The 21,961-nt window shown below is 58.9% G+C and carries 25 protein-coding genes and 2 pseudogenes; 9 read left to right on the top strand and 18 right to left on the bottom strand.

Annotated features, from left to right (window positions below; translation table 11 throughout):
- Nucleotides 1-156: 156 nt before the first annotated feature.
- The 3 genes from NL532_RS12670 to NL532_RS32390 form a co-directional block, all read right to left on the bottom strand.
- Nucleotides 157-288 carry a hypothetical protein gene (locus tag NL532_RS12670; protein WP_280799881.1) on the bottom strand — a complete coding sequence of 44 codons (132 nt, stop codon included), beginning with the start codon at nt 286-288 and terminating at the stop codon, nt 157-159.
- A 449-nt stretch (nt 289-737) separates the two neighbouring features.
- Entirely contained in the window at nt 738-1,358 is a 621-nt protein-coding gene (locus NL532_RS12665; protein ID WP_023687850.1) for a cysteine hydrolase family protein, read from the bottom strand.
- Between the two features lie 23 nt (nt 1,359-1,381).
- Nucleotides 1,382-1,564, bottom strand: a complete 183-nt coding sequence (locus tag NL532_RS32390; protein WP_502882005.1) for a DUF6894 family protein — start codon at nt 1,562-1,564, stop codon at nt 1,382-1,384.
- 201 nt (nt 1,565-1,765) lie between these two features.
- Between NL532_RS32390 and ku the strand changes: the two genes are divergently transcribed.
- Nucleotides 1,766-2,905, top strand: coding sequence for a non-homologous end joining protein Ku (gene ku / locus NL532_RS32195; RefSeq protein ID WP_502882003.1), 1,140 nt, complete (start codon nt 1,766-1,768; stop codon nt 2,903-2,905).
- Between the two features lie 654 nt (nt 2,906-3,559).
- Here the strand turns inward: ku and NL532_RS12655 are convergent.
- The 5 genes from NL532_RS12655 to NL532_RS12635 form a co-directional block, all read right to left on the bottom strand.
- Nucleotides 3,560-4,606, bottom strand: coding sequence for an ATP-dependent DNA ligase (locus NL532_RS12655; protein ID WP_023815880.1), 1,047 nt, complete (start codon nt 4,604-4,606; stop codon nt 3,560-3,562).
- Between the two features lie 128 nt (nt 4,607-4,734).
- Entirely contained in the window at nt 4,735-5,241 is a 507-nt protein-coding gene (locus NL532_RS12650; protein WP_023668075.1) for a YciE/YciF ferroxidase family protein, read from the bottom strand.
- Nucleotides 5,242-5,571: 330 nt separating this feature from the next.
- Nucleotides 5,572-5,991 (bottom strand): HD domain-containing protein, encoded by a 420-nt coding sequence (locus NL532_RS12645; RefSeq protein ID WP_023733187.1) that lies wholly within the window; start codon nt 5,989-5,991, stop codon nt 5,572-5,574.
- Between the two features lie 40 nt (nt 5,992-6,031).
- Nucleotides 6,032-6,442, bottom strand: coding sequence for a DUF427 domain-containing protein (locus NL532_RS12640; RefSeq protein ID WP_023704637.1), 411 nt, complete (start codon nt 6,440-6,442; stop codon nt 6,032-6,034).
- Nucleotides 6,443-7,077: 635 nt separating this feature from the next.
- The gene (locus NL532_RS12635; protein ID WP_031195797.1) at nt 7,078-7,398 is read right to left on the bottom strand and encodes a hypothetical protein; all 321 of its coding nucleotides are present in this window, start codon (nt 7,396-7,398) and stop codon (nt 7,078-7,080) included.
- 202 nt (nt 7,399-7,600) lie between these two features.
- Between NL532_RS12635 and NL532_RS12630 the strand changes: the two genes are divergently transcribed.
- Complete coding sequence (locus NL532_RS12630; protein WP_023826400.1) at nt 7,601-8,179, top strand: GNAT family N-acetyltransferase; 579 nt, start codon at nt 7,601-7,603, stop codon at nt 8,177-8,179.
- Between the two features lie 79 nt (nt 8,180-8,258).
- Here the strand turns inward: NL532_RS12630 and NL532_RS12625 are convergent, their stop codons facing one another.
- The 4 genes from NL532_RS12625 to NL532_RS12610 are packed head-to-tail and all read right to left on the bottom strand — an operon-like array spanning nt 8,259 to nt 10,631.
- Complete coding sequence (locus tag NL532_RS12625; protein WP_023696319.1) at nt 8,259-8,594, bottom strand: hypothetical protein; 336 nt, start codon at nt 8,592-8,594, stop codon at nt 8,259-8,261.
- Nucleotides 8,594-8,956: a hypothetical protein gene (locus tag NL532_RS12620; protein ID WP_245260609.1), complete on the bottom strand. Its 363-nt coding sequence runs from the start codon at nt 8,954-8,956 to the stop codon at nt 8,594-8,596. The genes NL532_RS12625 and NL532_RS12620 overlap by 1 nt, the downstream gene beginning before the upstream one ends.
- Complete coding sequence (locus NL532_RS12615) at nt 8,953-10,173, bottom strand: NRAMP family divalent metal transporter (protein WP_023829153.1); 1,221 nt, start codon at nt 10,171-10,173, stop codon at nt 8,953-8,955. The genes NL532_RS12620 and NL532_RS12615 overlap by 4 nt, the downstream gene beginning before the upstream one ends.
- A complete protein-coding gene (locus NL532_RS12610) occupies nt 10,170-10,631 on the bottom strand; it encodes a hypothetical protein (protein WP_245264003.1) in 462 nt (153 codons plus the stop codon). Before NL532_RS12610 ends, NL532_RS12615 begins: the two co-directional genes overlap by 4 nt.
- A gap of 517 nt (nt 10,632-11,148) precedes the next feature.
- Here NL532_RS12610 and NL532_RS12605 point away from each other — a divergent pair.
- The 4 genes and pseudogenes from NL532_RS12605 (at nt 11,149) to NL532_RS12590 (ending at nt 13,289) form a co-directional block, all read left to right on the top strand.
- Entirely contained in the window at nt 11,149-11,946 is a 798-nt protein-coding gene (locus tag NL532_RS12605) for an SDR family NAD(P)-dependent oxidoreductase (RefSeq protein ID WP_023696321.1), read from the top strand.
- 37 nt (nt 11,947-11,983) lie between these two features.
- Nucleotides 11,984-12,285 (top strand): annotated as a pseudogene (locus NL532_RS12600) (glutathione-dependent formaldehyde dehydrogenase); the annotation flags it as partial.
- A gap of 265 nt (nt 12,286-12,550) precedes the next feature.
- A pseudogene (locus NL532_RS12595) lies at nt 12,551-12,953 on the top strand (SDR family NAD(P)-dependent oxidoreductase); the annotation flags it as partial.
- A 90-nt stretch (nt 12,954-13,043) separates the two neighbouring features.
- Nucleotides 13,044-13,289: a hypothetical protein gene (locus NL532_RS12590; protein ID WP_023687844.1), complete on the top strand. Its 246-nt coding sequence runs from the start codon at nt 13,044-13,046 to the stop codon at nt 13,287-13,289.
- 191 nt (nt 13,290-13,480) lie between these two features.
- Here the strand turns inward: NL532_RS12590 and NL532_RS12585 are convergent, their stop codons facing one another.
- Nucleotides 13,481-13,897: a response regulator gene (locus NL532_RS12585; protein ID WP_023829151.1), complete on the bottom strand. Its 417-nt coding sequence runs from the start codon at nt 13,895-13,897 to the stop codon at nt 13,481-13,483.
- The gene (locus NL532_RS12580) at nt 13,894-17,001 is read right to left on the bottom strand and encodes a CheR family methyltransferase (RefSeq protein WP_031203164.1); all 3,108 of its coding nucleotides are present in this window, start codon (nt 16,999-17,001) and stop codon (nt 13,894-13,896) included. Before NL532_RS12580 ends, NL532_RS12585 begins: the two co-directional genes overlap by 4 nt.
- 158 nt (nt 17,002-17,159) lie before the next feature.
- On the opposite strand from NL532_RS12580, the gene NL532_RS12575 reads away from it, so the two are divergent.
- Nucleotides 17,160-17,714, top strand: a complete 555-nt coding sequence (locus NL532_RS12575; RefSeq protein WP_050588792.1) for a response regulator — start codon at nt 17,160-17,162, stop codon at nt 17,712-17,714.
- 2 nt (nt 17,715-17,716) lie between these two features.
- Nucleotides 17,717-18,007 carry a hypothetical protein gene (locus tag NL532_RS12570; protein WP_031197822.1) on the top strand — a complete coding sequence of 97 codons (291 nt, stop codon included), beginning with the start codon at nt 17,717-17,719 and terminating at the stop codon, nt 18,005-18,007.
- Between the two features lie 222 nt (nt 18,008-18,229).
- Here NL532_RS12570 and NL532_RS12565 read toward each other — a convergent pair whose 3' ends face one another.
- From NL532_RS12565 to NL532_RS12550, 4 genes are all read right to left on the bottom strand, one after another.
- The gene (locus NL532_RS12565; protein WP_023681159.1) at nt 18,230-18,493 is read right to left on the bottom strand and encodes a hypothetical protein; all 264 of its coding nucleotides are present in this window, start codon (nt 18,491-18,493) and stop codon (nt 18,230-18,232) included.
- Between the two features lie 339 nt (nt 18,494-18,832).
- Nucleotides 18,833-18,997 carry a hypothetical protein gene (locus NL532_RS12560; RefSeq protein WP_023729495.1) on the bottom strand — a complete coding sequence of 55 codons (165 nt, stop codon included), beginning with the start codon at nt 18,995-18,997 and terminating at the stop codon, nt 18,833-18,835.
- Nucleotides 18,998-19,244: 247 nt separating this feature from the next.
- Complete coding sequence (locus NL532_RS12555) at nt 19,245-20,732, bottom strand: alpha,alpha-trehalose-phosphate synthase (UDP-forming) (protein ID WP_245270289.1); 1,488 nt, start codon at nt 20,730-20,732, stop codon at nt 19,245-19,247.
- A 286-nt stretch (nt 20,733-21,018) separates the two neighbouring features.
- Nucleotides 21,019-21,243 (bottom strand): hypothetical protein, encoded by a 225-nt coding sequence (locus NL532_RS12550; RefSeq protein ID WP_023681156.1) that lies wholly within the window; start codon nt 21,241-21,243, stop codon nt 21,019-21,021.
- A 192-nt stretch (nt 21,244-21,435) separates the two neighbouring features.
- Here NL532_RS12550 and NL532_RS12545 point away from each other — a divergent pair, with 192 nt between their 5' ends.
- Nucleotides 21,436-21,906, top strand: coding sequence for a GFA family protein (locus tag NL532_RS12545; protein ID WP_050590962.1), 471 nt, complete (start codon nt 21,436-21,438; stop codon nt 21,904-21,906).
- The last annotated feature ends 55 nt before the right edge of the window (nt 21,907-21,961 follow it).

The following is a 21,961-nucleotide window of genomic DNA, read 5'->3' as shown; positions in this document are numbered from 1 at the left end:
GATTTATACGGATAAAGTTGCCCCCGCGGCCAATGGTGGATCGCGCCGCAAGACCCCAAACGCGGCATCTTCAATTTTGTTCCATCGTGCCGTGAATTCCAGGCCGACGGTTGCGCCTTGGTTTGAACGCCGGATTTTCATGATGCGGTTGTGGATTTATCGTGCTTCAGCCGACGACACGTCATAGCCGTTTGCCATTGCCAGAGAGGCATGAATTGCGTTGCGCAACTCGGAAGGCGAGGCAGCCACCCGGTGGTCGAAGCTCACGGCAATTTTCTTGCCGGACATGGCATGGACCATAAGCCCGACAATTCCTCGTCGTCGCAGCGACACTCAGGAAACTTGCGCGGATTCCATCGACCGCAAACGCCGTCGACACAATGTCGTCAGCGCGATTGCCAGCGACTAGGTTTCAAGGTCAATGACTTCGCTTTTCAGCAAATCACCCTCCCAGCGGAAGGCCGACGGCAGAGGCGCCGGATGTCTCGCAAAGATTGCTAGATGCCGGCATCGAGTCTTCGGCGCTGTATCCTGTCCATTCTATGACGGTTGGCCGCGCTGTCGATAGCTCTGCAAGGCTTTGTACGCTTCCAGACACTGATTCACGCGAGCGAGCAGATCAGGCAATCGTGCCGTTCATATACGTTTTCCGGTTCACTGTAGTGCCGTCCGCCAACTGAAACAGTCCGCCCGACCAGAATGACGATTGTCGGCCCTTTCACTTGAAGCCCCCCAGATCAGCGAGTGAGTTGTGGCCAACACTCCAACACCTCCGCCATGCTGGCCGCCTCAATCTGCTCACTGAAGCGGGAATGGTAGACTTCCATCAGTGCGTCATGGGTCTGGTCGGCAGAGCTGCAGATGGCATCGGTGACGAGAATGACGCGAAAGCCACGATCGATGGCGCCAAGCACGGTCGCGAGAACGCAAACGTCGGTTTCGCCACCGGTGATCACGAGCGCACGCACGCCGGAGCCACTCAGCAGCGCGTCGAGCCGCCCCTCGGTCCAGGGCGAATAGACATGTTTGTCGACCACCGTCGCCGGCGGCACGAATCGTGCAAGTTGAGGCATCAGCTCGATCAGGCGCGGATCGATGTTGGAAAGGGTTACCTCCGCCCACCGACGATAGTAGTTTGCCCACATTCCCGGCGCCTCGCCCGGGCGGGCGGCAGGAATGAAGCGCGTGAACAGGGTACGGCTGGCATGTCTGGCGACCAGTTCTTCGATCGCCGGGACCACCTTTTCAGCCCACGGCACGGGCCAAGGTCCACCCGGCGCAAACAGGCGCTGCATGTCGACGCACAGATGCAGGCCATCGTCGCCTATTGGTCCGTGAATCAATCCTTGGGCGGCCACTGGTGGATTCCGTCGGGTTTGGGTTACTGGCCTGCCTGCCGCGCTGCATCGGCCTCAGCCACATCAACAGTGTAAAGCAATTCACCGTTTTCGTTGGATACCCTCACGAGCCAGCCGGACAGAGCGTCCGTGCCAGGCTGCAGGTCGGCGAGAAGATCGATTGCGCAGCGGATAGCTTCGGACCGGGCCGCCTCAAGGCTCGCCATCCTCGACGGCGGTATGCGTCGGCTGGTTTCGCCATCGCGATACTCAAAGACATATACGTCGCCGGCGCCGTCGCTTGCAGAGGTTATCTCGACCTGGTCGAAATTGCCGTTGCTGCTCGCGTCATATTCATTGGCTGCGAGATCAAAGGTCGCTGTCTGGACCAGGATTGCCTTTGCGCGGGCAAGCACGTCATCTTCAGCATGTATCCCGACGTTTGCCATGTCCACCGTAACGCAGTCGCCGCCCTCGCCGCAAAATATCACCCGGCGAACCGACTGCCCGTCTGGCGCCCTGGCATTCACCACTTCGGTCCGAACGACTTGCATGACACTCTCCTGCCTGTGTCTGACAATGTTCATGGTGCGCTTTCGGTTCCTGCGGATGCAGGCGCCGGCCCGGCTGTCGAGACCGACAGGACTTCCCCGCCGGACATTGACGTGCACCGAGCCCCCGCCGCAGGAACAATTCGAACGGAAACGCGTTGCCCTAGCTGGAAACGGGATAAGCGCAAAATGGCCGCGCCACGTGCTGCCTGGAAGGGCTTCTTGAAGGTTGGTTCGGTTACTTGCGGCGTGAAGATTGTCGGCGCAACCAGCGAAGCATCCAAGATCCATTTCAAGATTTTGAACCGCAAGGACGGTCTGCCGGTCAGGAGCGTCTACGCCGACGAGGAGACCGGAAAGCTGGTGGATGCAGCGGATCAGGTGAAGGGTTTCGAGATCGAAAAAGACGAATTTCTCCAGATCGAACCTGACGACATAAAGGCGTTGAAGCTGACGTCGAAGCACACGCTCGAAGTCGGCGAATTCGTATCGATTGACGATATCGATACGCGCTATCTCGAGAAGCCCTACTATCTGATCCCGGCCGACGGCGCCGCAATCGAAGCATACGGAGTGATCCGCGATGCCATGAAGAACAAGGGCGTGGCCGCTCGATCCTGCGTGGTGCTCTACCAGCGCGGCCGCGAAGTGCTGATTCAGCCCTATGGCAAGGGCATGGTGATGACCGAGCTTCGCAACCACAACGAAATGGTTTCGGAAAGCACTGTGTTCGATGGATTGGCCAAGCAGAAATACGACCCCGATCTGCTCGAAATCGCCGGCATGCTTATTGACAAAAAAGTGACGACCTTCGATCCCTCGAAATTTGAAGACACCTATGAAGACGCGCTGATCGCCATGATCGATGCAAAGCGCAAAGGCAAGAAGCTGCCGAAGCCCGCACCAAGGCCACAGGAGAATGTCATCAACCTCGCTGAGGTGCTGAAGAAGAGCCTCAAACAGGAAGGGCTGGCGAGATCCACAAAGAGAGCCTCACCGAAACGCAAGACAGCATAGTTGATAACTGCCCAGCCAGAAGGTCCGCACAGCAGCTCCAGCCGCCCTTAATAGCTCGGAACAATTCTCGCGGTTGCCCGTTGGCCACCAAGGACGATGCCTTATGGCCGAGATCAAGAACGTCGACAGGGCAGTCCTCAAAGAGCCAGAGGCAGCGGATGCCAACATTGCGCTCAAAGGAGCCGGAACGCAGGACTCTGATCGGGCGCCGACAAGCCCCAGGACCGCTGGCCATCGGTAAAAATACATGGGGTGTGAAAAGACCCTTTCGCCTCCAGACGCGGCGACGCGCGACCTGTGGCGGGCCGAACCCCACGCCCAAGCGAAACCCGGAGAATAGATGTGCCCCCCAAACCAGAGCCAACCGAAGAGCCGCCAGTGGATGCGCCGACGTGGACGCCGGACATACGCGAGCCTGAGCCGGATCTTCTTCCCGACGAAGTGCCAGTTCCTAATCCGGACGAGAACCGTGATCCGCCAAAGCGAGGCGTGGTGACAGACTGAACAACGAGTTTGGTCCGGCATCCTCCTGCAAAGGCGTTTATCTCGCCGCCGGGTTCAAGATCGCCAGTGAAATGCGACTGGATTTGGCTGCGCCGAATGCTTGACGGATTTGGTCTCGATGGTGTGGACCTGTCGACGCCTCGCCAAGCCTCATTTTCCAAGTATCTGTTCGAACGTGCATTGCTTCGGGCTTTTGTCAGGACGCCATCGCAGAAATTTGGTGCCATGACGGAAACGATCGCCGGTGACATGATCGAACCGCACCTCCGCCACCAGTTCGGGCCGCAATGGCTCCCATTGTCCGCTTCTTTCCGTGCTCCACCGACTGGGACCGCCCGGCGCTTTTCCCGTGAAGCCAGGAGCCGATCGCAAAGCTTCAAGTTGTCGCGTAAGCTTGGCCCTGTCCTCCCGGGCGATCGTCGAAGTGAACCCGACATGGTCGAGTTGCCCCTGGTCATTGTACAGGCCAAGCAACAGGGAGCCGACTTCACGCGAATTCGCCAGGTAGCGGAACCCTCCGACGACACAATCGGCCGTGCGCAGGCGCTTGACTTTGACCATGGCGCGCTCGCCGGGTCGATATTCGTCATCGAGAAGCTTGGCAACGACCCCGTCGGTCGAACCTTGTCCGGATTGGCCAAGCCATCTGCCTGCCGCCGCCAAATCACGCGTCGCCCGAGACAGTTCGAGATCCTTTCGCGCGGCCGACTTTACGAACAGTTCGAGTGCAGCGCGCCGAACCGAGAGCGGCTGCTGCATCAAGGCGCCCTCGGAGGTCGCCAACATGTCAAAGAGGATCAGCTTTGCCGGCGTCGCGACCGACAGTTTCCGGATCCTGCTTTCCGCCGGATGCAGCCGCATCTGCAAGGCGTCGAAAGAAAGAGAGCCTGCAATTTCGATGACGATCTCACCATCGACCACGAACTCTTTTGTTTTCAGTTCATGCAACATCGCGACGACTTCCGGGAAATACCGCCCTAACGGCTTGCCGGATTTTGCACGCAACTCCACGGCCGCGCCGGATTTAAAGGCCAGGCAGCGGAACCCGTCCCATTTGGGTTCGTATTGCCATCGGCCAGCATCGGCCGGCAACGTGTCGGCAGCCTTTGCTTCCATCGGCGCCGTGCTCAACGCCACGCCGAAAGACGATTTTACACTCGTCGGCAGATCGCGAGAGATGGCAGATTCGCCCGTCATGAAAGTTCCGTGGACAACGATGGAGATCGACTCAACGCAGCACTGGTGCCGGCTTTGGAAAAAATCATGCTCCAACAGGGTTAGGTCATGATGAGATTTCAACCAATCTCATCATGACCTGGGACGGTCTACTCGGCAGCCTGCATGTTGATCTTGCTTTCCGCCATTTCGGTGAGCTTGCGATCGGTCGCCTGCTCTTCTTTCAGGTTCTTGGCCAATACGTTGGCGCAGTCACTGCGGCCAAGCTGCTTGGCCCAGGCGATGAGCGTGCCATATCTGGTCATCTCATAGTGTTCGACCGCCTGCGCCGACGCTATCAGCGCCGCGTCTAGAACCTCCTTGTCGTCGACGTCGCCGCTCACATCGTCGGCTTCCTCCAGAATGCCGTCTATCGCCGGGCAGTTGACCTCCTTGGCCTTGACGCCATGCAATTCGAACACCTGTTCGACGCGCTCGATATGGCCTTTGGTCTGCTCGAGGTGTTTTTCGAATCCGGCCTTCAATTGCGGATCGGTTGCCTTGCCGATCATCTTCGGCAGCGCTTTCTCGATCTGCTTTTCGGCGTAATAGATGTCGCGCAGCGTGTGCACGAAGAGATCGTCGAGTGTCTTGATGTCCTTCGAAAAGAAGCCCATGGCCTTACCTTTCATTGTGCAGAAGTTCGGGTTCGGCGGCGGCTTGCCCGCCACCCGCGGAGGCCGGGAACTCGTCCCGGCTTGCTGGTCAACGCACCGGTGCTGGAGGAGTTCCTGATTCCGAGCCGGCCGTTACTCCTTTTGGAGACGCTGCGGTCCATCTCCGGAGGAGCTTTGACCCGATCACACGTTCCATGGTCCAGCGAGGACCCTCAGGCGCACGCCGGCGCGGAAAAACTGACGGCCAGGAGAGCCGAAACGTGCTGTGCGCCGCAAGCTCTCGCAGGCGATGGCTGCCTCGGCAGATGCAATGCCAGCGTCGGGCGCGCACTATTGTCGGGAGAACTCTTGGTCAAGCATGCGAAGGCCCTCTTCATATTTGGCCGCCGACGCTCCGACCTGCCTCGACTGCCAGATGTTGTCCTCCAGATCGGCGCGTTTTACGGGGAGCGCCACTGGGTTCGACGCAGCCCGCCGGACAAAGGCGAAATACTCCTCATCCGGCCTGCGCGACATGGCATCGACCGCCGCGGCAATTGTCGGTCCGAAGCCTGCTTCTTCGAGCTTGGCGCGGGTCCAGCCTTCGCCTTTCTCCAGAACGTCATGAAGGTAGGCAACAGTCTTCTGATCGATTGTCTCGACGGCGTCGACGATACGGCGGCAATGCTCGATGTAGGGCCGCCCGGTCTTATCACGCTGAGACGCGTGAACCTCCTCCGCAATCTTTGCCGCCTGGTAGAAAATGCTCATCGCGCCTGTCGTTACCGTGATTGTCTCTGCCTGATGAAACCTATTCGACGATATGTGGCGTGTGTCGCTTGTCCTCGGCAGGATCGACATCGATACGGGCCTTTTCCGGATCGAAAGCGCCGTGACCTGCAATAGCCAGAGCAGCCGCATCGGGCGTTTCGTAGGCCCACATGAAATCATCGGAAGAACTGCCGACGGCGTGGACACGCCAGTAGCTTGCGGTGCCTTTGAGCGGGCACCGGGTGGTGGTGTCGGTCTTTTCGAAAAGATCGAAATAGATGTCCTCGAACGGGATATAGAAAACGGGCTCGTGCCCGTCTTCACGCAGGACCTTCGCCCGCTCCGTAGCTGCGACGATGGCGTCGGAAAACCGCACCGTCACCGTGCCGGAAAACGGTTCTATGGCCAATCGGCCAAGGTTTTGCTGTGAAGTTGCGCCTGAAGTTTGCATCTGAATTTCTCCCTGGCGATTACCGCAAGATCGGTCATGCCTGGAGACGAAATGCGCGGCGGCGCTTCAGGTTCCGGCATGTCCGATGAAGCTGAATGGCAGCCGGCCTTAAAGCGCCTACCGCCTGCCGTATCCAGCAGTACTCGTCAGTAAGGCGCGGTAAAATGCACGTCCAACCCATTCGAAGATTTTGGAAGGACGACACGGTCGTCGCTTCCGTGGAGCGTCAGGGCTGGCACCGAAATGATCTTCGCCGCCACTTGCCGGCGGGCGAGTTCGTGGCTGGAGATGCTCCAGCTGTTTGGCCGTCGTCAGCTGCCGCCTCATGTACGGGCTCCGGGGCGGCCTCAGTTGCTGCCAAGTGGGCCGCAAGGTCCCTATAGACCTTGTCCCTGCCGCCATCGTGTTTAGCGATCAGGCCAAGTAGGTCATGACGGCTTAGCTTTGCAATCTTCATTAGGAATTCGAATTCGTGCTTCGGAATCGAGGCGGCTAAGCGATCGAGTTTGGCCCGCCGGGTCTCTTTGGACACATGTGCTCCTATGTATCCAGGCAGCACGCGAGGCACGTATTCGGAGGCCCGCCATTGTCTTGATGGCGGGCCTTCGGGCGGCCGAAGCCGCTAGGTCCATCGGCTACTTGTTGCAATTTTGCACGGTCGAGGTCGTTGCGCCACTTGCAGTGTTGTTATCGATGTCATTGCCTGCGGCGTCCTTGCAACGGTCGGTCATGCCGTTCGATTTTGTAGTCGAGTTTGTGGAATTCGGATCGGTTGGCACGGCCGCATTCCCGCTGCCAGTGCCATTGCCAGCGGCGCCGCCGCTGCCAACAGTTCCAGTACCAGTTCCATTACCCGTGCCAGCCGTGCCGCCAGCACCCGTTCCATTTGTCTGCGCCAGGGCGGAACCGGCCAAGGCAATAGTTAGCACCGACGCGGCTAGAATTTTCTTCAACATTGGAGTCTCCGTGTTTGAATCGCCGAATTGCGATCGCTTTCCCAACGACAGGTTTTTCTCATTGTTCCCGGCGTAATGGATTGTGATCCGCAGCAGCCTTCGTCGAGGTGGACACTCTTGACGGCGCACGAATTGTGATGAGACCTGACAAGGGCAGGATGGGCTTTGTTCAACACCAAAGCGATATGTTGGGCGCGGCTGCATGCATCCGACGCGGATCGCGATGCGGAATGTGGGCAAGACGGGTTACAACAGAAGCGGCGGCGATCAGAGCTGCGAGCGAACCGGCCGCCTTGATGTTAATCTGACGGTTGAATCTCAAGACCATTCCGACGCAGGAGCAGAACGCATGCCGGCTCGATCCGAAGGATTTACAATCGCTCTGGCTCACAACGGGGATGCACGAACGCAGGCGGCCGCTGCGCTCTATCGACACAACATCGAACAAACCGGAATCGATGACCGGGCAGTGATCGGCGCGGAGCTTACCGACCCCTCCGGAAAGATCTGGGGTGGAATTTGGGGCAGAACGGAACTGGGGCTCCTGTTTCTCGACATGTTCTTCTTGCCTGAAAAATTGCGTGGCCGATCCTATGGATCACAGCTTCTTATGGCGATCGAGGAGGAAGCCGTTAGGCGTGGATGCAAGAGAGCCGTCGTCGAGACGAGCAGTTTCCAGGCGCCTCAATTTTACCGGCATCATGGGTTTGAGGAATTCGGCAAGGTCGAATTCGTTTTTCCAGGACACGCCCGCATCTTCCTTCGCAAGAACCTGCAGTGATCTTTGCGGAGGCGCCATCTGCACGAACGGCTGTTCGCCGGCCAAACGCCGGCGCCTTAGCCCTCCCAGCCGTAGCCATCTACTCCCGAAGGTCCTTTTGCCCTTTCCATCCAGGAAGCTCGGTCATCGGGCATAGCAGCCGCGGTCGCGCCGGATCGGAGATATCGAGTTTATCCCAGGGAATGCGGTACAGGCCGTCGCGGCGGCGCAGCCGAAGCAGGTCGAGCATCGCGATGCCGATGGTCGAGGCCGACAGACGCTCGAACGCGGCGTAGATGCCAACGTGGAATTCAGTAACGACGAGCTCGTCGCCACGCTGTTCGGCGAGAATCTCTTCGATGTGACCGATGCTCTTTCCGCGCTGCGAGAGCACGCGTCGCCCGGCAAGATGTTCGAGGTTGACTGTCCTCATCATCACGCTCCTGGGATGCGCCCGATGACATGATCGCGCAACCAGTCCTGCCAGGCGAAAATCGACGTCTCGCCCACCTCGATGTCACATTCGATGTCGAGCCCGTTGTCCTGCACCTTTTTCCACGCAATCCTGTGTGGCACGGCGTGGCGTTTGCCACCCACCCTCGTCGCCAGTTGCGCCATCCATTCCCCGGGCCGCGCGCCAAGGCGGCGCGCCAAAGTGATGGAGCCGAGTTCTATCGCGACAATCCTTGGTGGTTTGCCCCGCCGCAACTCGGCCACCACTCCGTCGACCTTGCCGATCTTGACCCGCCGGCGGTCGAACACCTGCTTGTCCAGGAGATCACGCATCAATTCCATCATGTGCCTCCGAATATCTGCAGCGGAATCGTCACCACGGCGAGCACGAAGGCAAGCGCGATAATGAAGACAACGGCGGCATTCGAAATGATGCCGTTGCGATGTTCGCCGACATAGCGTTCGTCATTCAGCAGGAAGAGAAATGGAACTACCGTCAGCGGAAGGCTTGCCGCTGTTACCGCCATGGAAAAGATGGTCAGCCTCAGTGGGTCGAGGCCAAGCATGATCGGAATGGCGGCCAAAAACAATGATGCCGTATAGACGGCACTGAAGCCCGGATCATCGCGCGGCTTGCGATCCTCGCCCCACGTCCAGCCAAAGCCCTGTGCCACCAGATATGCCTGTTGCAACCCGACTTCGAGTGCGGCGCCGAAACAGGCAATGGCTAGCGAGGCAACGAATAGAACGAACCCCCAGAAGCCGAATATAGGGATCAGCATCAACGGCAGTTGGTGATAGTCGTCCACCTGGTCGATGCCGTGCGTCGCGAGAACGAGAGCAGCGACGATCAACACGCCGATCGAAATGGTCCCACCGAAGGTCATGCCCAGCCCGGCGATGGCACGATTGGCCCCAAGGTGGCTTTCATCCCACTTGTCCTCGATAGCTCCCGAGGAATAAAACATGAAAAGATAAGGCGATATCGAGGCGCCGAGAATGCTGGCCGCCATGAACCAGTAATTGATGGCATCGTGAGCCGGCAGCGAAGGCACGGCGCTGCCAGCGACCGCTGTCCAGTCGGGCTTTAACATCACCGCACCAACCACGAAGCACAGCGTCACGAGGCCGAGGACCGAAACGCCTTTCTCGATAAAGCCAAACGTGCCTTTCCACAGCAGCAACCATGCCAGCAACGCCACCGGCAGTGCCCACCACTGGAAGCCTATGCCGGTGGCAAGTTCGAGTGCGATGGCCACACCGCCGATCTCAGCGGACAGCACCATGAAATTGACGAGAAGGACGACGAGCAACGGCCATAGGAAGACGTTGAACCCAAATCTTTCACGAATGCCCTCTGAGATCGTGTGATGGCTAATCGCGGCGAACCGACCGGCCATTTCAACCAAAAAGATGATGCATATGGTGCCGAGAACTATGGCCCAGATTAGCTGGAATCCGAAGGCGGCACCCGCCTGCGCCGCCGTAGCCATCGACCCGACTTCGAGGAAACCTCCGACACTGGTGACGACGCCAAGCGATATTTCCAGAAGCTTCTTCACGGCTTTGGTCCGAAAGCGCTGGTGTAAGCGGCGGCGAGCGAGCGCATGGCCGCCCGAAGATCCTGTTGTGCGCTTTTCACCTCAGTGCGATTGTTCACCCGCAATCCCGCCTCGGCATGCGCCACCGCCACCGACAAACTGTTGACTGCTGCCGTCAGTCCTGCTCGCTCGGCTAGTTCAGCGGTCTCGGCCGATCGAATTTGCGCCTCGACATCGGCCAGCGTTTTTCCGACCGAGTGCAGTGCGGCCGTGGCATAGGCGGACGGTGCCGCTCCCTCCACCCAGGCATCCAGTACCATCGATACGGTCTGTGCCGCGGAGGCCGCTGTTCGTGATTGCTGCGCCACCTGATTGGAAGACGAGCATCCGGCCAACCCGGCTAGCATCAGAAGCAAGCACAGCCAGCCAACCGGAAAATGACGGTCGTTATGAGGTACAGCGCGCGTTGGATGCGCCACGCGGATTTCCTCCCCTGCCCGAACCAACTGCGTCCGGCATCAATGATCTAGAGCGCTCGGAGAGCTCGTCAAACGAAACCGACGACGAGCCTGTGAGGTCGGCTAGTCCAACGTAACAAAACGCTCCATCCCGGACAGCCGTTAAAAGAGGGGGGCCCGCGCTTCTCTTTGGCGCGGAGAAGCGCGGGCAGATCGGGCTGAGGGGATGACCCGATCGCGCAGCATCAACATGGGAGGGCAACAACGCTGCACGGTTCGAACTTCCAACTGGGCCACTTGTTCCAACTTCAACTGATCCGTTCTGAGTACTCAATCCATGCGTTCGGGGGGCCTTTTTTTGAAGGTAGGCCATCGCGAGTTCTCATGGCGTAGAACGGTTTTTGTCGCAACGGCTCTCTATGAATGCGCGCAAGGACCGCGACGACGACCGTCGCCTGACCGTCATGACAGCGCACGATCAATCCAGCCCAAACGCCGCGGAACAATTGTGCCCGCTCGTGGTTCCGATGGCACGAAGATGGAGGATATGATGACGGACGCCAAACTCGCTGTGGTGACCGGCGCCTCGAGTGGCATCGGAAGGGAACTCGCAAAGCTGTGCGCTAAAGACGGTTACGACCTGATCATCGCCGCCGACGAGCCGGCTATCCGGCAGGCGGCAGAGGCACTTGAGACCCACAATGTAACGGTCGAAGCCATTGAGGCCGATCTGGCGACCGTCGAGGGCGCCGATCGGTTGATCTCCCAGATCGGCGATCGCGATATCGACCTGTTGTTTCTCAATGCGGGACGCGGGCTCGGCAACGGCTTCGTCGACCAGGACTGGCGAAAAGTCCGCCGGATCATCGACACCAATGTCACCGGAACGGTCTATCTGGCGCATGAACTCGGCGCCAAGATGGCCCGGCGAGGTCGCGGACGCATCCTGTTCACCGGGTCGATCGCCGGCTTCATGCCCGGAACATTCCAGGCCGTCTACAACGGCACGAAGGCGTTCATCGATTCCTTCTCGATCGCGCTCCGCCATGAGCTGAAAGATAGCGGCGTGACGGTCACCGTGCTGATGCCCGGCCCCACGCAGACGCGATTCTTCGAGCGCGCTGAAATGATGGATACCAAGGTCGGCTCCGATGAAAAGGACAATCCGGCCGATGTCGCCAAGACGGGTTACGAGGCGATGATGGCCGGTGATGAACAGGTCGTCAGCGGTTGGAAAAACAAGCTGCAGGTCGCCGCCGCGCATGTCACGCCGGCAGGCACCTTGGCCGAACAGCACCGTAGGATGGCCGAGCCGGGGTCGGCGTCCAGCGACTGAGCCAATATTCGCGTCATCAAAAGGGCTGGCATTCCCAAGGCCGCATGTGCTGCGCGAGGCAATCTATCGCTGCCGCAGGGGCGGCACCATCTCGGTTCCCGGCGTCTATGTTGGTCTGGTCGATCACATCCCGTTTGGCGGCAATGAATAAGGGACCAGCTTTCCGGATGGGCCAGACCCATACGCAACGCTACCTGGAACCTTTATTGGCCATGGTCCAGAACGGCGCAATCGATCGCTCCTTGTGATTACCCACCGGACCGATCTGAAAGCAGGGCCGGATCTCTACAAGACGTTCCGCGACAATCAGGAGGTTGTGTCAAAGTGGTGATGCGGCCTCACGGCCGAGACGGGCAAGGCGACCCACACCTCACTGCAATCACAAGGGAACATTCGCGTCGACGGCCGGTTAGGTGCCACTTCCGTAATGGTCACCTGCCGTCAAAGCGAGCCCATGATGAACCATGACCAGCATGACAATGTACCAGACGCAGCGCGTAGACTTGTCGTCGGAAGCATGGCGGGAGGAATTCTCGCCGCTTATGCTTCCACGGCGTCAGCCGATACGGGAACAGTGCCTGCTAAAGCAGGCCCTGCGAGCCCGATGCTCAAACAGAATCCAGTGACGCAATATCACCAGCCGTCTTTCAAGCCACAGGAACAGAAGTGGCCGGGTTTGGCCAGCAAGATGGTGCCGCGCCCGGACCACGGCGAAACGACCTACAAAGGATCAGGCAGGCTTGCCGGCCGCAAAGCGCTGATAACCGGCGGCGATTCCGGTATTGGTCGTGCGGCGGCGATTGCATTCGCGCGCGAGCGTGCGGACGTTGCTTTCGGCTACCTCCCCGAAGAACAGGAAGACGCCGACGAACTGGTGGACCTAATAAAAGCGGCAGGTCAAAAGGCTTGCCGGCGATATCCGCAATGAGGCCTTTTGCAGAAAGCTGGCCGATGAAGCAGCAACGCCCCTCGGCGGTCTCGACATCCTGGTCAGCAACGCTGCCCGCCTCACTAGAGTCCACGGTCCTCAAAAAGGGCCGCCAAGCCCACCGCTCCTTAGGCGTGGTGGGCTTTCAGACTGTCTACAGGAGGAACCAATGGCTGGCGATGAAATAGAAAGAAGGCGACTGCAGATGTTGATCGAACAATATCTGGAGACCCGTAAGCGACGGCACGATTTCGTGTCGATCGCGAATGCCGAACTCGCGATCAAGGCAGTCATGCCGCATTGCCCGGTGTCGAGCGCAGCGTTGGCAGAGATGATTGCCGCTGGCGCCGTCACTTACGGCCTTGGCGTCCTATTCGACGCGAGGCAAACCGAGGGCGAACTGCCCGTTGTTTGATAGGCTCATCGCCTGACCAATCGTCGCGCGGTCGCCAAGTTTCGCCCAGCGCTGGAATACGCCAGACCGGGAGCATGTCAATCGTGCCGGCCGGATCGCAGGCACCTGCCGGCGACGCCGTCTCGGGCCTGGACCCGAATGTCGTCGCCTATCTGGTGAAAAACCAGTGTCTTTGTCCCACGAGAAGTGCGTTACCGGGCTTCTCGTTGGGTTGGCACCGTTCCGCTGTCCTGGTGTCTTGCCAAAGACGTCGGTTGAACACCGAGCATATTTCGCACGGCCTCGACCAGCGCAGCAGCCCACACGGGTTTTGACAGCATCTTGTGATGACGCAAATCTTGCGGGATGTCGGATGCCGTGTACCCACTGACGAAAACAAACGGAATTCCGCGTTGCGCTAGAAGAGGGACAAGGGCAGCGCTGGTCTCGCCGCCGAGACCAATGTCCAGGACCGCGGCAGATATGACTTCACCCTCGATCAGCTTTTTCGCGCGAGCAACGGACGGCACTGGCCCGGCGATGGCGAAGCCGGCCTCTTCCAGAATTGCGCGGTGCTCCTCCGCGACCAGCCATTCATCTTCGACGATAAGGATACGAGATGCAGTCACGTTTCGCTCTCCCGATGATCAAACGGAAACTCAATCCGCAAGCTCAAACCATCGGAACCGAAAGATGTTTCAAAATTTCCGCCAAGCCGATACTCAATTTCGCCTTTTACCAGCGAAAGACCAAATCCCGTCTTCTCAGGTGGAGTGACAGCGGGACCGCCGCTTTCTAACCATTCGAGCTGAAAACCGTGATCCGACGCCGACCAAGTCACGGACACCACGCCGTTTGGCACGGACAAGGCGCCATATTTTCCAGCATTCGTGGCAAGTTCATGGATCACCATGCCAAGCGACAGGCCCTGCTGAGGCTTGAGCCGAATGTCCTCGCCTGTGGTGTTGATGCGTTCCAGCCCGAACGGCTCGACTTCCTGCCGCACGATTTCCTCTACCGAGACCTCTTTCCAGCTTTCGCGCGAGAGCACTCCGTAGGCCCGCGCCATGGCGCGCAGGCGACCGATGAGCGCTTCGGCGAAAGCCTCCGAAGAGGGAGCATTTTTCAGGGTCTGACTGGCAATGCTGACCGTAACGGCCAGCATGTTCTTGACCCGATGATTGAGTTCCGAGATCAATACCCGCTGGTGGGCTTCGGCTTCAGCCATGGTCGTCACATCGACAAAGGTCACCACCACACCTTGGATTTTCCGCACGCTGTCGCGGTAGGGGATCAGCCGCACGAGATAGTGGATGCCGTCGCTATCGCGCGGTAGCTGGTGCTCGATCATCTCGCCGGCCCTGAAAACCTGCGCGATATGGTCGCGCAGGTGCGGATAATCGAGCCGGCTGGCAAGATCGGTAAGCGGTCTTCCGATGTCGGTCGGCAGCAAATTGAAGAACGAAGACGCCGCCGGCGTGAAGCTGCGGATAACCAGCTTGGTATCGAGAAAAACAGTCGCGATCTGTGTGCTCTCGAACAGGTTCTTCAGATCGCTGTTGGCCCGATCGAGATCCTCGATCTTGGAAACCAGTTCGGCATTGATGGTGTTCAATTCCTCATTGAGGGACTGCATTTCTTCCTTGGAGGCCTCAAGCTCCTCATTGGAGGACTGGGCTTCTTCGTTGACCGAGACGAGTTCCTCATTGGAAGATTTCAACTCCTCCAATGCGGTCTCATATTCTTCGATCGTCGATTGCAGGCGCTCGCGCGTATCGCGGAGTTCGCGCTCGAAATCAGCAATCCCGGATGGCTGACGAACCTTTAGAGCCTCCAGCCGCGGCTGCGGCTGGCCCACCGGTTCGAACAGGACGAGAAACAGCGGCTCGCCGCTGCCGCGATCAACCAAGGGCTCGATCGTCAATGTGACGAACTGGACCCGATCTTCATCTTCTTCAATGGCTATCGCTTCGCGCACAACCGTGCGCCGGCCTTCGGCCGCTTCCCGCAAAGCGCCGCGCAGTTCCAGACGCAGGCCGCTGCGTGCCATTGTGAGCAATTGTCTGCTCGGCACCCCTTGCGGCGGCTCGAGATATTTGCCGGTTCTGACCGAGTAATAGACGACATCTCCATCACCATTGATGACGACATGGGCCGGAGCGTAGCGTTCGAGAACATGGGCTTCAACGGTTTGCCTTAGGGAATAAGACAAGCCGCGGCGGGCATGAGTGTCATTGGCGCTGGAAAAGTTGCTTGCAGGCGCAGCATTCAACAAGATCGGCAGCCGCGGCGGCGCCGTATGTTCTCGTGCCTTGAATATCCGTTGTTTCTTGTCGACCGGTGCAAACAGATCGGCATGCTGGCTTATGCTCTCGGAGGTGCCAAGGAACAGATAGCCGCCGGGCTTCAGCGAATAGTGGAAGGTCGGAATAACCTGCTTTTGCACATCGGGGCCGAAATAGATCAGCAGGTTCCGGCACGACACCATGTCCATGCGCGAGAAGGGTGGATCACGGATGACGCTGTGCGCCGAGAAGATGCAGAGATCACGTACGCTCTTGCTCAAGATGAAACTTGTGCCGTCATTGCTGAAGAAGCGTTCGCGACGTTCAGGCGAAACGCCCGCAAGCAATGACTCCGGATAGCGCGCCGAACGTGCGATGCCCAACGCCGCGTCATCGATGTCCGTGGCGAAAATCTGGATGCGCGGCACAGCCGAAAGTGTATCCATATGCTCGCGCATCAGCATTCCGATCGAGAAGACTTCCTCGCCGGTTGCGCAGCCGGGCACCCAGACGCGGATCGTATCGTTGGCGTCCTTGCCTTCGAAAAGTTTGGGGATGACGGTTTCTTCCAGGGTCTTGAAAGCGTCCGTGTCGCGGAAGAAATTTGTCACGTTGATCAGCAGGTCGCGAAACAGCGACCGCACTTCCTCCGCATTTGAACGAAGCAACTCTATATAGGCATCGATCGCGGTGTTCTGCGTTATTTGCATGCGTCGCCTGACGCGACGCAAGAACGTCTTGGCCTTGTAGCCCGAGAAATCATGTCCCGAATGGCTGCGCAGGATCGCGTAGATTTCCTCCTGGCCCTTGCGGAGTTTCAAAGCACTGGCCTTGCCATCGTCAGCTTCAAGCTCGTCGAGCAGTTCAAAGCTGTGGGCAAATTCCATGAGTTTCGCACCCATCTCATCGGCTGGGATGGCGATATCGATCAGACCGGAACTGATCGCGCTGCGCGGCATGTCGGGATTGCTCGGACCCGACTCGTCGGAGAGTTGCGCCAGCGTCAGGCCGCCATTCTCCTTGATTGCCTTGATGCCCAACGTACCGTCGGAATCGCCGCCCGACAGGACGACGCCGACGGCGTATTCGCCCTGATCCTCGGCCAGCGCGCTGAAAAAGATATCGATGGGCTTGCGCTCCCTGGACACGGAATTCGGTTGGCGCAGCTTTAGGCTGGAATTTTCGATGGTGAGGATCGCGTTGTGCGGCATCACGTAGACGGTGTCAGGATGGATACCCATTCCATCTTCAGCGACACGAACCGGAATTCCGGTGTAAAGCGCAATCACTTCGTGCAGCAGACTTTCCCGTTCGGGGCTAAGATGCGTGACGATCACGAACGCCATCCCGCTCGAAGACGGCATCCCGCGAAAAAATCCCTCCATGGCGGCAATGCCGCCCGCAGAGGCGCCAATACCGACTATGGGGAACCTCGGCAGCTTTTGCATCAATTGTCCTGCTTCAGTGAAATGCAACGCGGCAGCGCTGATTTCGATCCAATGTGTAAACCGTTCCTGGTCGAATTCCCATCCCGCACCGCCGATCGCCACGGAACCGATGGACGCGACCGCCGTTTAAAGCCCGGAGGGCTGCTATGTTATTAGGCATGCGAATTCTGCTCGTCGAGGACGAATTCTTGCTGGCAAGCGAACTTGCCTCTTATTTCAGCGATTGTGGGGCGACCGTTTTGGGGCCGGTGTCGTCAGTCAGCCGGGCTCGACGATATATCGATTCAGCGGATGGGGCGGTGCTGGACATCGACCTCAACGGTGAGACTGTTTTTCCCCTCGCCGACGAGCTGACGGACAGAGGCATCCCGTTCGTATTCTTCTCCGGAAACGATCAGATCACCCTGCCAGAGCGGTTCCGATACACCCAAAACCTCTCCAAGCCGGCCGGGTTCAGGACGGTTGCCGGGATCCTCGCCGCGCAATCAACAGCGCTTGGTGAAGACAATGTTTTCCGCGCTCTTCCAAAACTGAGGCTGTCCGCGCGGCTGCTGCTGGGCGACCCACAGGCGGCCGATCGCCTCGTCGAACGGACATTGAAGGCGGCGCTGGAGGAGCGGTTGTCGACGCGGCATGACCTTCCCTTGAGCGAATGGCTCAACACGCTCATGGAGGAGGTGCTCCGCAACGACAGGTCTGGCATCATGAATTAAGATTGTCCGATAGTTTGCCGCAGGCCGCCCTGTCGACCGCCCCCGCTACGGTACCCCTCCCCAAGAGCGCTTCGCTTCGTCTTGCAAATACGGCCGCATTCCTGCTAGAAATCCTCGTGGCCAAACCTCCGCAAACCAAACCTGACTCATTCCGCGATCCTGTTGAGGGCGACGCACTCGCAGCGCTGCTCGACGAAATCGCGGAAGAGGAAACACCTGAACGGCTGTTGAAGCTCGCCCTTGAGCTGCAGCAGCAACTGCTGTTGTCAAAGCAGCTGAAAAATCCCAACTGAACGGCCTGCAGCTAGGCATCTTGATTTGCCTCGAGTTCCACTATGGCGTCATCGCCTCGTTCGCCAGACCGATGCTGCTGCGGTAATCTTTCTGCGCTCGATGTGGGCGAAACCCCAGTCTCAATAGCTCAGCGGTTCCTGCGCCCAGAAGGCCCTGATCCCATCATGACGCCGATGAGACCAGGAAGATCAGGGCCAACTTGGGTCGCAGCCCAAGGTCGATCACTGCTGCCCTGGCATCTCGGTATTTTCTTGCGGGTTCTTTTTAACGCCGGGCGCGGGTGATGTCTCGGCGGGGGCATTGCCGCCTTGGTTCTGTTCCGGGGTGCGCTTTACTGGCGATGTCTGCCACGATCCGCCTGAAAGGGGTATGAACACAAAGAAGGCTAGCAGGGCGACGAAGATCACAGCCGCAATGACGACGCCCCACCCGAGTACATTTCGGGTGCCACGCTGTTCTTCCTTCCGGGACACATGCTCCGTCATCACTGGACTCCTTTGTGTCGTTCGATGAGGTACAAATTTATCGTGCAGATCGACCGCACGGTCTGCCCTTCCCCGACGCGTGCCGCCGGCACAGCCGAAGAAGCTGAAGCTAATCTTCTCCACCTTTTCGGCTGCCTGGTTTGGCGGCCCGCTTTGGCGCATTCGGCACTGCCGGTTTCCGCTCGGGTGCAGGCGGATTGATCTCCTCGCGCGCCAAACGGGCTTTGCGCAATCGCGCCGTTTTCTCTTCCCGCGCTTTACGCTCGGCTTCCATTACGCCTTGTGCGTAGAGAGTGGCTCGTGCGTCTCTGTCGTTTGCGGATCCACTGGCCGCCATAGTCAGCCCTCCGCCTTGTAATTTCTTGCTTCCTTCTTGGCGCCGTCTTTGCCGTGCTCGGCTGCAAGCTCTTTGGCCTGCCCGGGTGACACGTCGGTGGCTTCGGCCAACTTGATTGCCTCTTGTTCAGAGAGATCACTGTCCTTTCGCGTGGGGTTCCTTGTCATCGCAGATCTCCTATCAGAGCCCAAACGACCGGACCGGCGGTGTGTTCCCTGGAGCCTTCGATAGTCCACCGATTGAGGCGGGCTATCGCGCTTCCGTCAATGAGCGAAAAGTTTCTGATGCGGGCTGACAAGGTACATGATCAGCTTCAAGGCCTTTCGAACTGCTCCGGCAAGCCGGGTTATGGCCGGGCTATGACCGTGTGGGAACGCGTGACACACGGACGGATTCAGGCATCGATGCCAGGCGCTAGTTCTCGCCCGCGAGCGTGGCGAGAAATGACCGCCGCCATTCTGCTGCGTCATTGCGCGTGATGCGCTTGAGCAGTGCACTATGCCTTGCAATTCTTTCGTCAAGCGGCATCGCGAGCGCTTTTGCGATCGCATCGGCAACCTCGTCGACCGCATACGGGTTCACGATCAAGGATTCGGCAAGTTCTTCGGCCGCACCTGCAAAACGCGACAAAACCAGCACTCCGGGGTCGGCTTCGTCCTGCGCGGCTATGTATTCCTTGGCGACGAGGTTCATTCCGTCACGCAGGGGTGTGACCAATCCGACCTGGCTAGCGCGCAACAGGCCAGCAAGCCGAGAGCGTGATACGGCACGGTGGATGTAGCGGATCGGGGTCCAAGCCAAATCCGCGTATCTTCCGTTGACCGCGCCGGCGGTTGCCTCAAGCTGGGCCCGGATGTCGGCATAGGCGCTGACCTCCTCGCGCGTCGGCGACGCAATCTGCAAATAGGTTGCCGCCCGCTCGTGTTCCGGATGCCTTTCCAAAAGACGCGCGAAAGCCTGCATGCGGCCGGGGAGACCCTTGGAGTAGTCCAGCCGATCGACGCCGATGATTTGCTTGAGGCCCAGAATCTGGCGGCGCATGGAATCGATCTGCACATCCTCCGCCGCCTCATTGGCCATGCGTGCGATTGAATCGACGTCGATGCCTATCGGAAAACACCTCGATAACACCGTGCGGCCGTTCATCTCAGCCGAACCATTGATATCAAAAGTAGTGGAGTTGGCCGCCTGCACTGAGCGCCGGAAATTCCCCACGTCCGTTTCGGTCTGGAACCCCACGACGTCATATTGAAGCAGATCATCGATGAGTTCTTCATGGTCGGGCGTGGCTACAAACAGGTCGGGCGGCGGGAACGGTATGTGAAGAAAAAACCCGATCCGATTCCGGACTCCCAGCCGCCGCAACTGGGCGGCCAAGGGGATAAGGTGGTAGTCGTGAACCCACACCAGGTCGTCGTTGCCCGACAGCAGTCCTGCGAGCGCCTTCGCGAACCGCGCATTGATCTGCCGGTAGGCGTGTAGAAACTCTGCCCGGTGGTTCACCAGGTCGAGTCGGTAATGAAAAAGCGGCCACAGCGTGCTGTTGGCATAGCCATTGTAATAGAGCGAATACTCCTCATAGGGCAGGGTAAGCGCAGCCGTCTCGATCTTTCCCACCCGTTCCAAGCGGATCAGCGGTTCGTCGCTCGCGGCGTAGTCCTGATACTCGGCGCTTGCTCCTAGCCACAGGCCTCCACGCTCGGCCAACGCATCCCCGATGCCTACAGCAAGTCCGCCGGCTTGCGACAGATCGCGAATGTTCCCCAGCCTGTTCGAGACGACAACCAGACGACGCGGGATGGCGCGATCGCCAGTTGGCTCCCCACCTACTGCGTCGCGCTCAAGAGGGTCACCAACCGTTTGCGAAGCCTCGTTGAGAATTTCATCCGGTCGCTGCAACAAGAGCAAATCCTGAGCGTGAAGATCGCTTGGGGAACGGTCCGCGCGTGCGATTGTTCCCGACGTAAGTGTCCAGCCGGATTCGCTGGTTCTCGGCCCGCTCGGGCGCCTTTTTCAGCGGCTCTCGCAGGATCGTCGTCGGACACACCGGTGATGAGACCCCGATCCAGCACGCCGAGCAGCCGCTTTGGCGACGGCCGGACTTACCGCTTTGGTATTCATGCTGCCGGATCCCCTGCCCTGTCATATCAACTCCCCACCTTGGCAAAAGCCCCAAGTGACCAAACCGTCAGTCCACCTCGATTACCTTGCGCGTCGGCTTTCGTTGGCGGGGCGGCTGCTTTGCGGCTACGGGCGCGGGCGGGGTCTGCGCTATCGATGCCTCCAACAACTGTCGCTGTTCTCTAAGCCGCGCCGTCTTGGCTTCCCTGGCATGCCGCTCCGCTTCCAACAGCAACTTGGCTTCTCGATCCGCCCTCTCGATCTTTTCCCTGTCGACGCGTCGTGTTTTCAAGGTCGCCTCCTTTGGTCAGACGGCGAACAAAGTGCGGACCTGAAAAAATGTTCCCAACAAATCAAGGCCTGATCTGCCTCAAATGATATTGACCAGCAGCCCGCCGGTTGCGCGCATCTGCGGCTCTGTGACGTCCAAAGGAACTGCTTGCCGTCCGCGGCGTTACGCCACCACGCTGGCCGGAAGATTACCATGGACGACAAACCCCGAACGACGATCAGAAAACCGGCCCGGATTGATCGAGGGCATTGCTTTTGCGGAGCCATCACAGCTGAATTCAGTGGCGATCCCTTTTGGATTTGTTTCGACCATGACGATGACTGCCGACGAGCGATCGGCAGCCCACTGACGATCTGGATTGGCTATCGTCCAGATCAGGTCGATTGGCTCGGCTCCAAACCAAAAACATTTTCGAAAACCAGGGGGGTCGTGCGCTCCTTCTGTTCGGAATGTGGCACCTCGATTGGGTACACCGATGAAGGCTTGCCAAATGAGTTCTACATCTCGATCGGATTCATGGACGCGCCCGAGAAGTTCCATCCCCAAGCTCAAGCCTATTGGGAAATGCGACTGCTGTTTATCAGGATGGATGACGGTTTGCCTCGCGTCGAGGGCTACACCCGAGCGCGCGACCCCACCCTGGGCAATCCCAGAGACCGGTGAGGCAGGAGGTTGGATCCGGGCGTCAGCGCCAGGGCTGGCGGATCCTGAACGGCGG

This window comes from Mesorhizobium sp. C120A, from assembly GCF_030323105.1.
Classification (GTDB): Bacteria; Pseudomonadota; Alphaproteobacteria; order Rhizobiales; family Rhizobiaceae; genus Mesorhizobium.
This window is presented reverse-complemented; position numbering and strand designations above follow the sequence as displayed.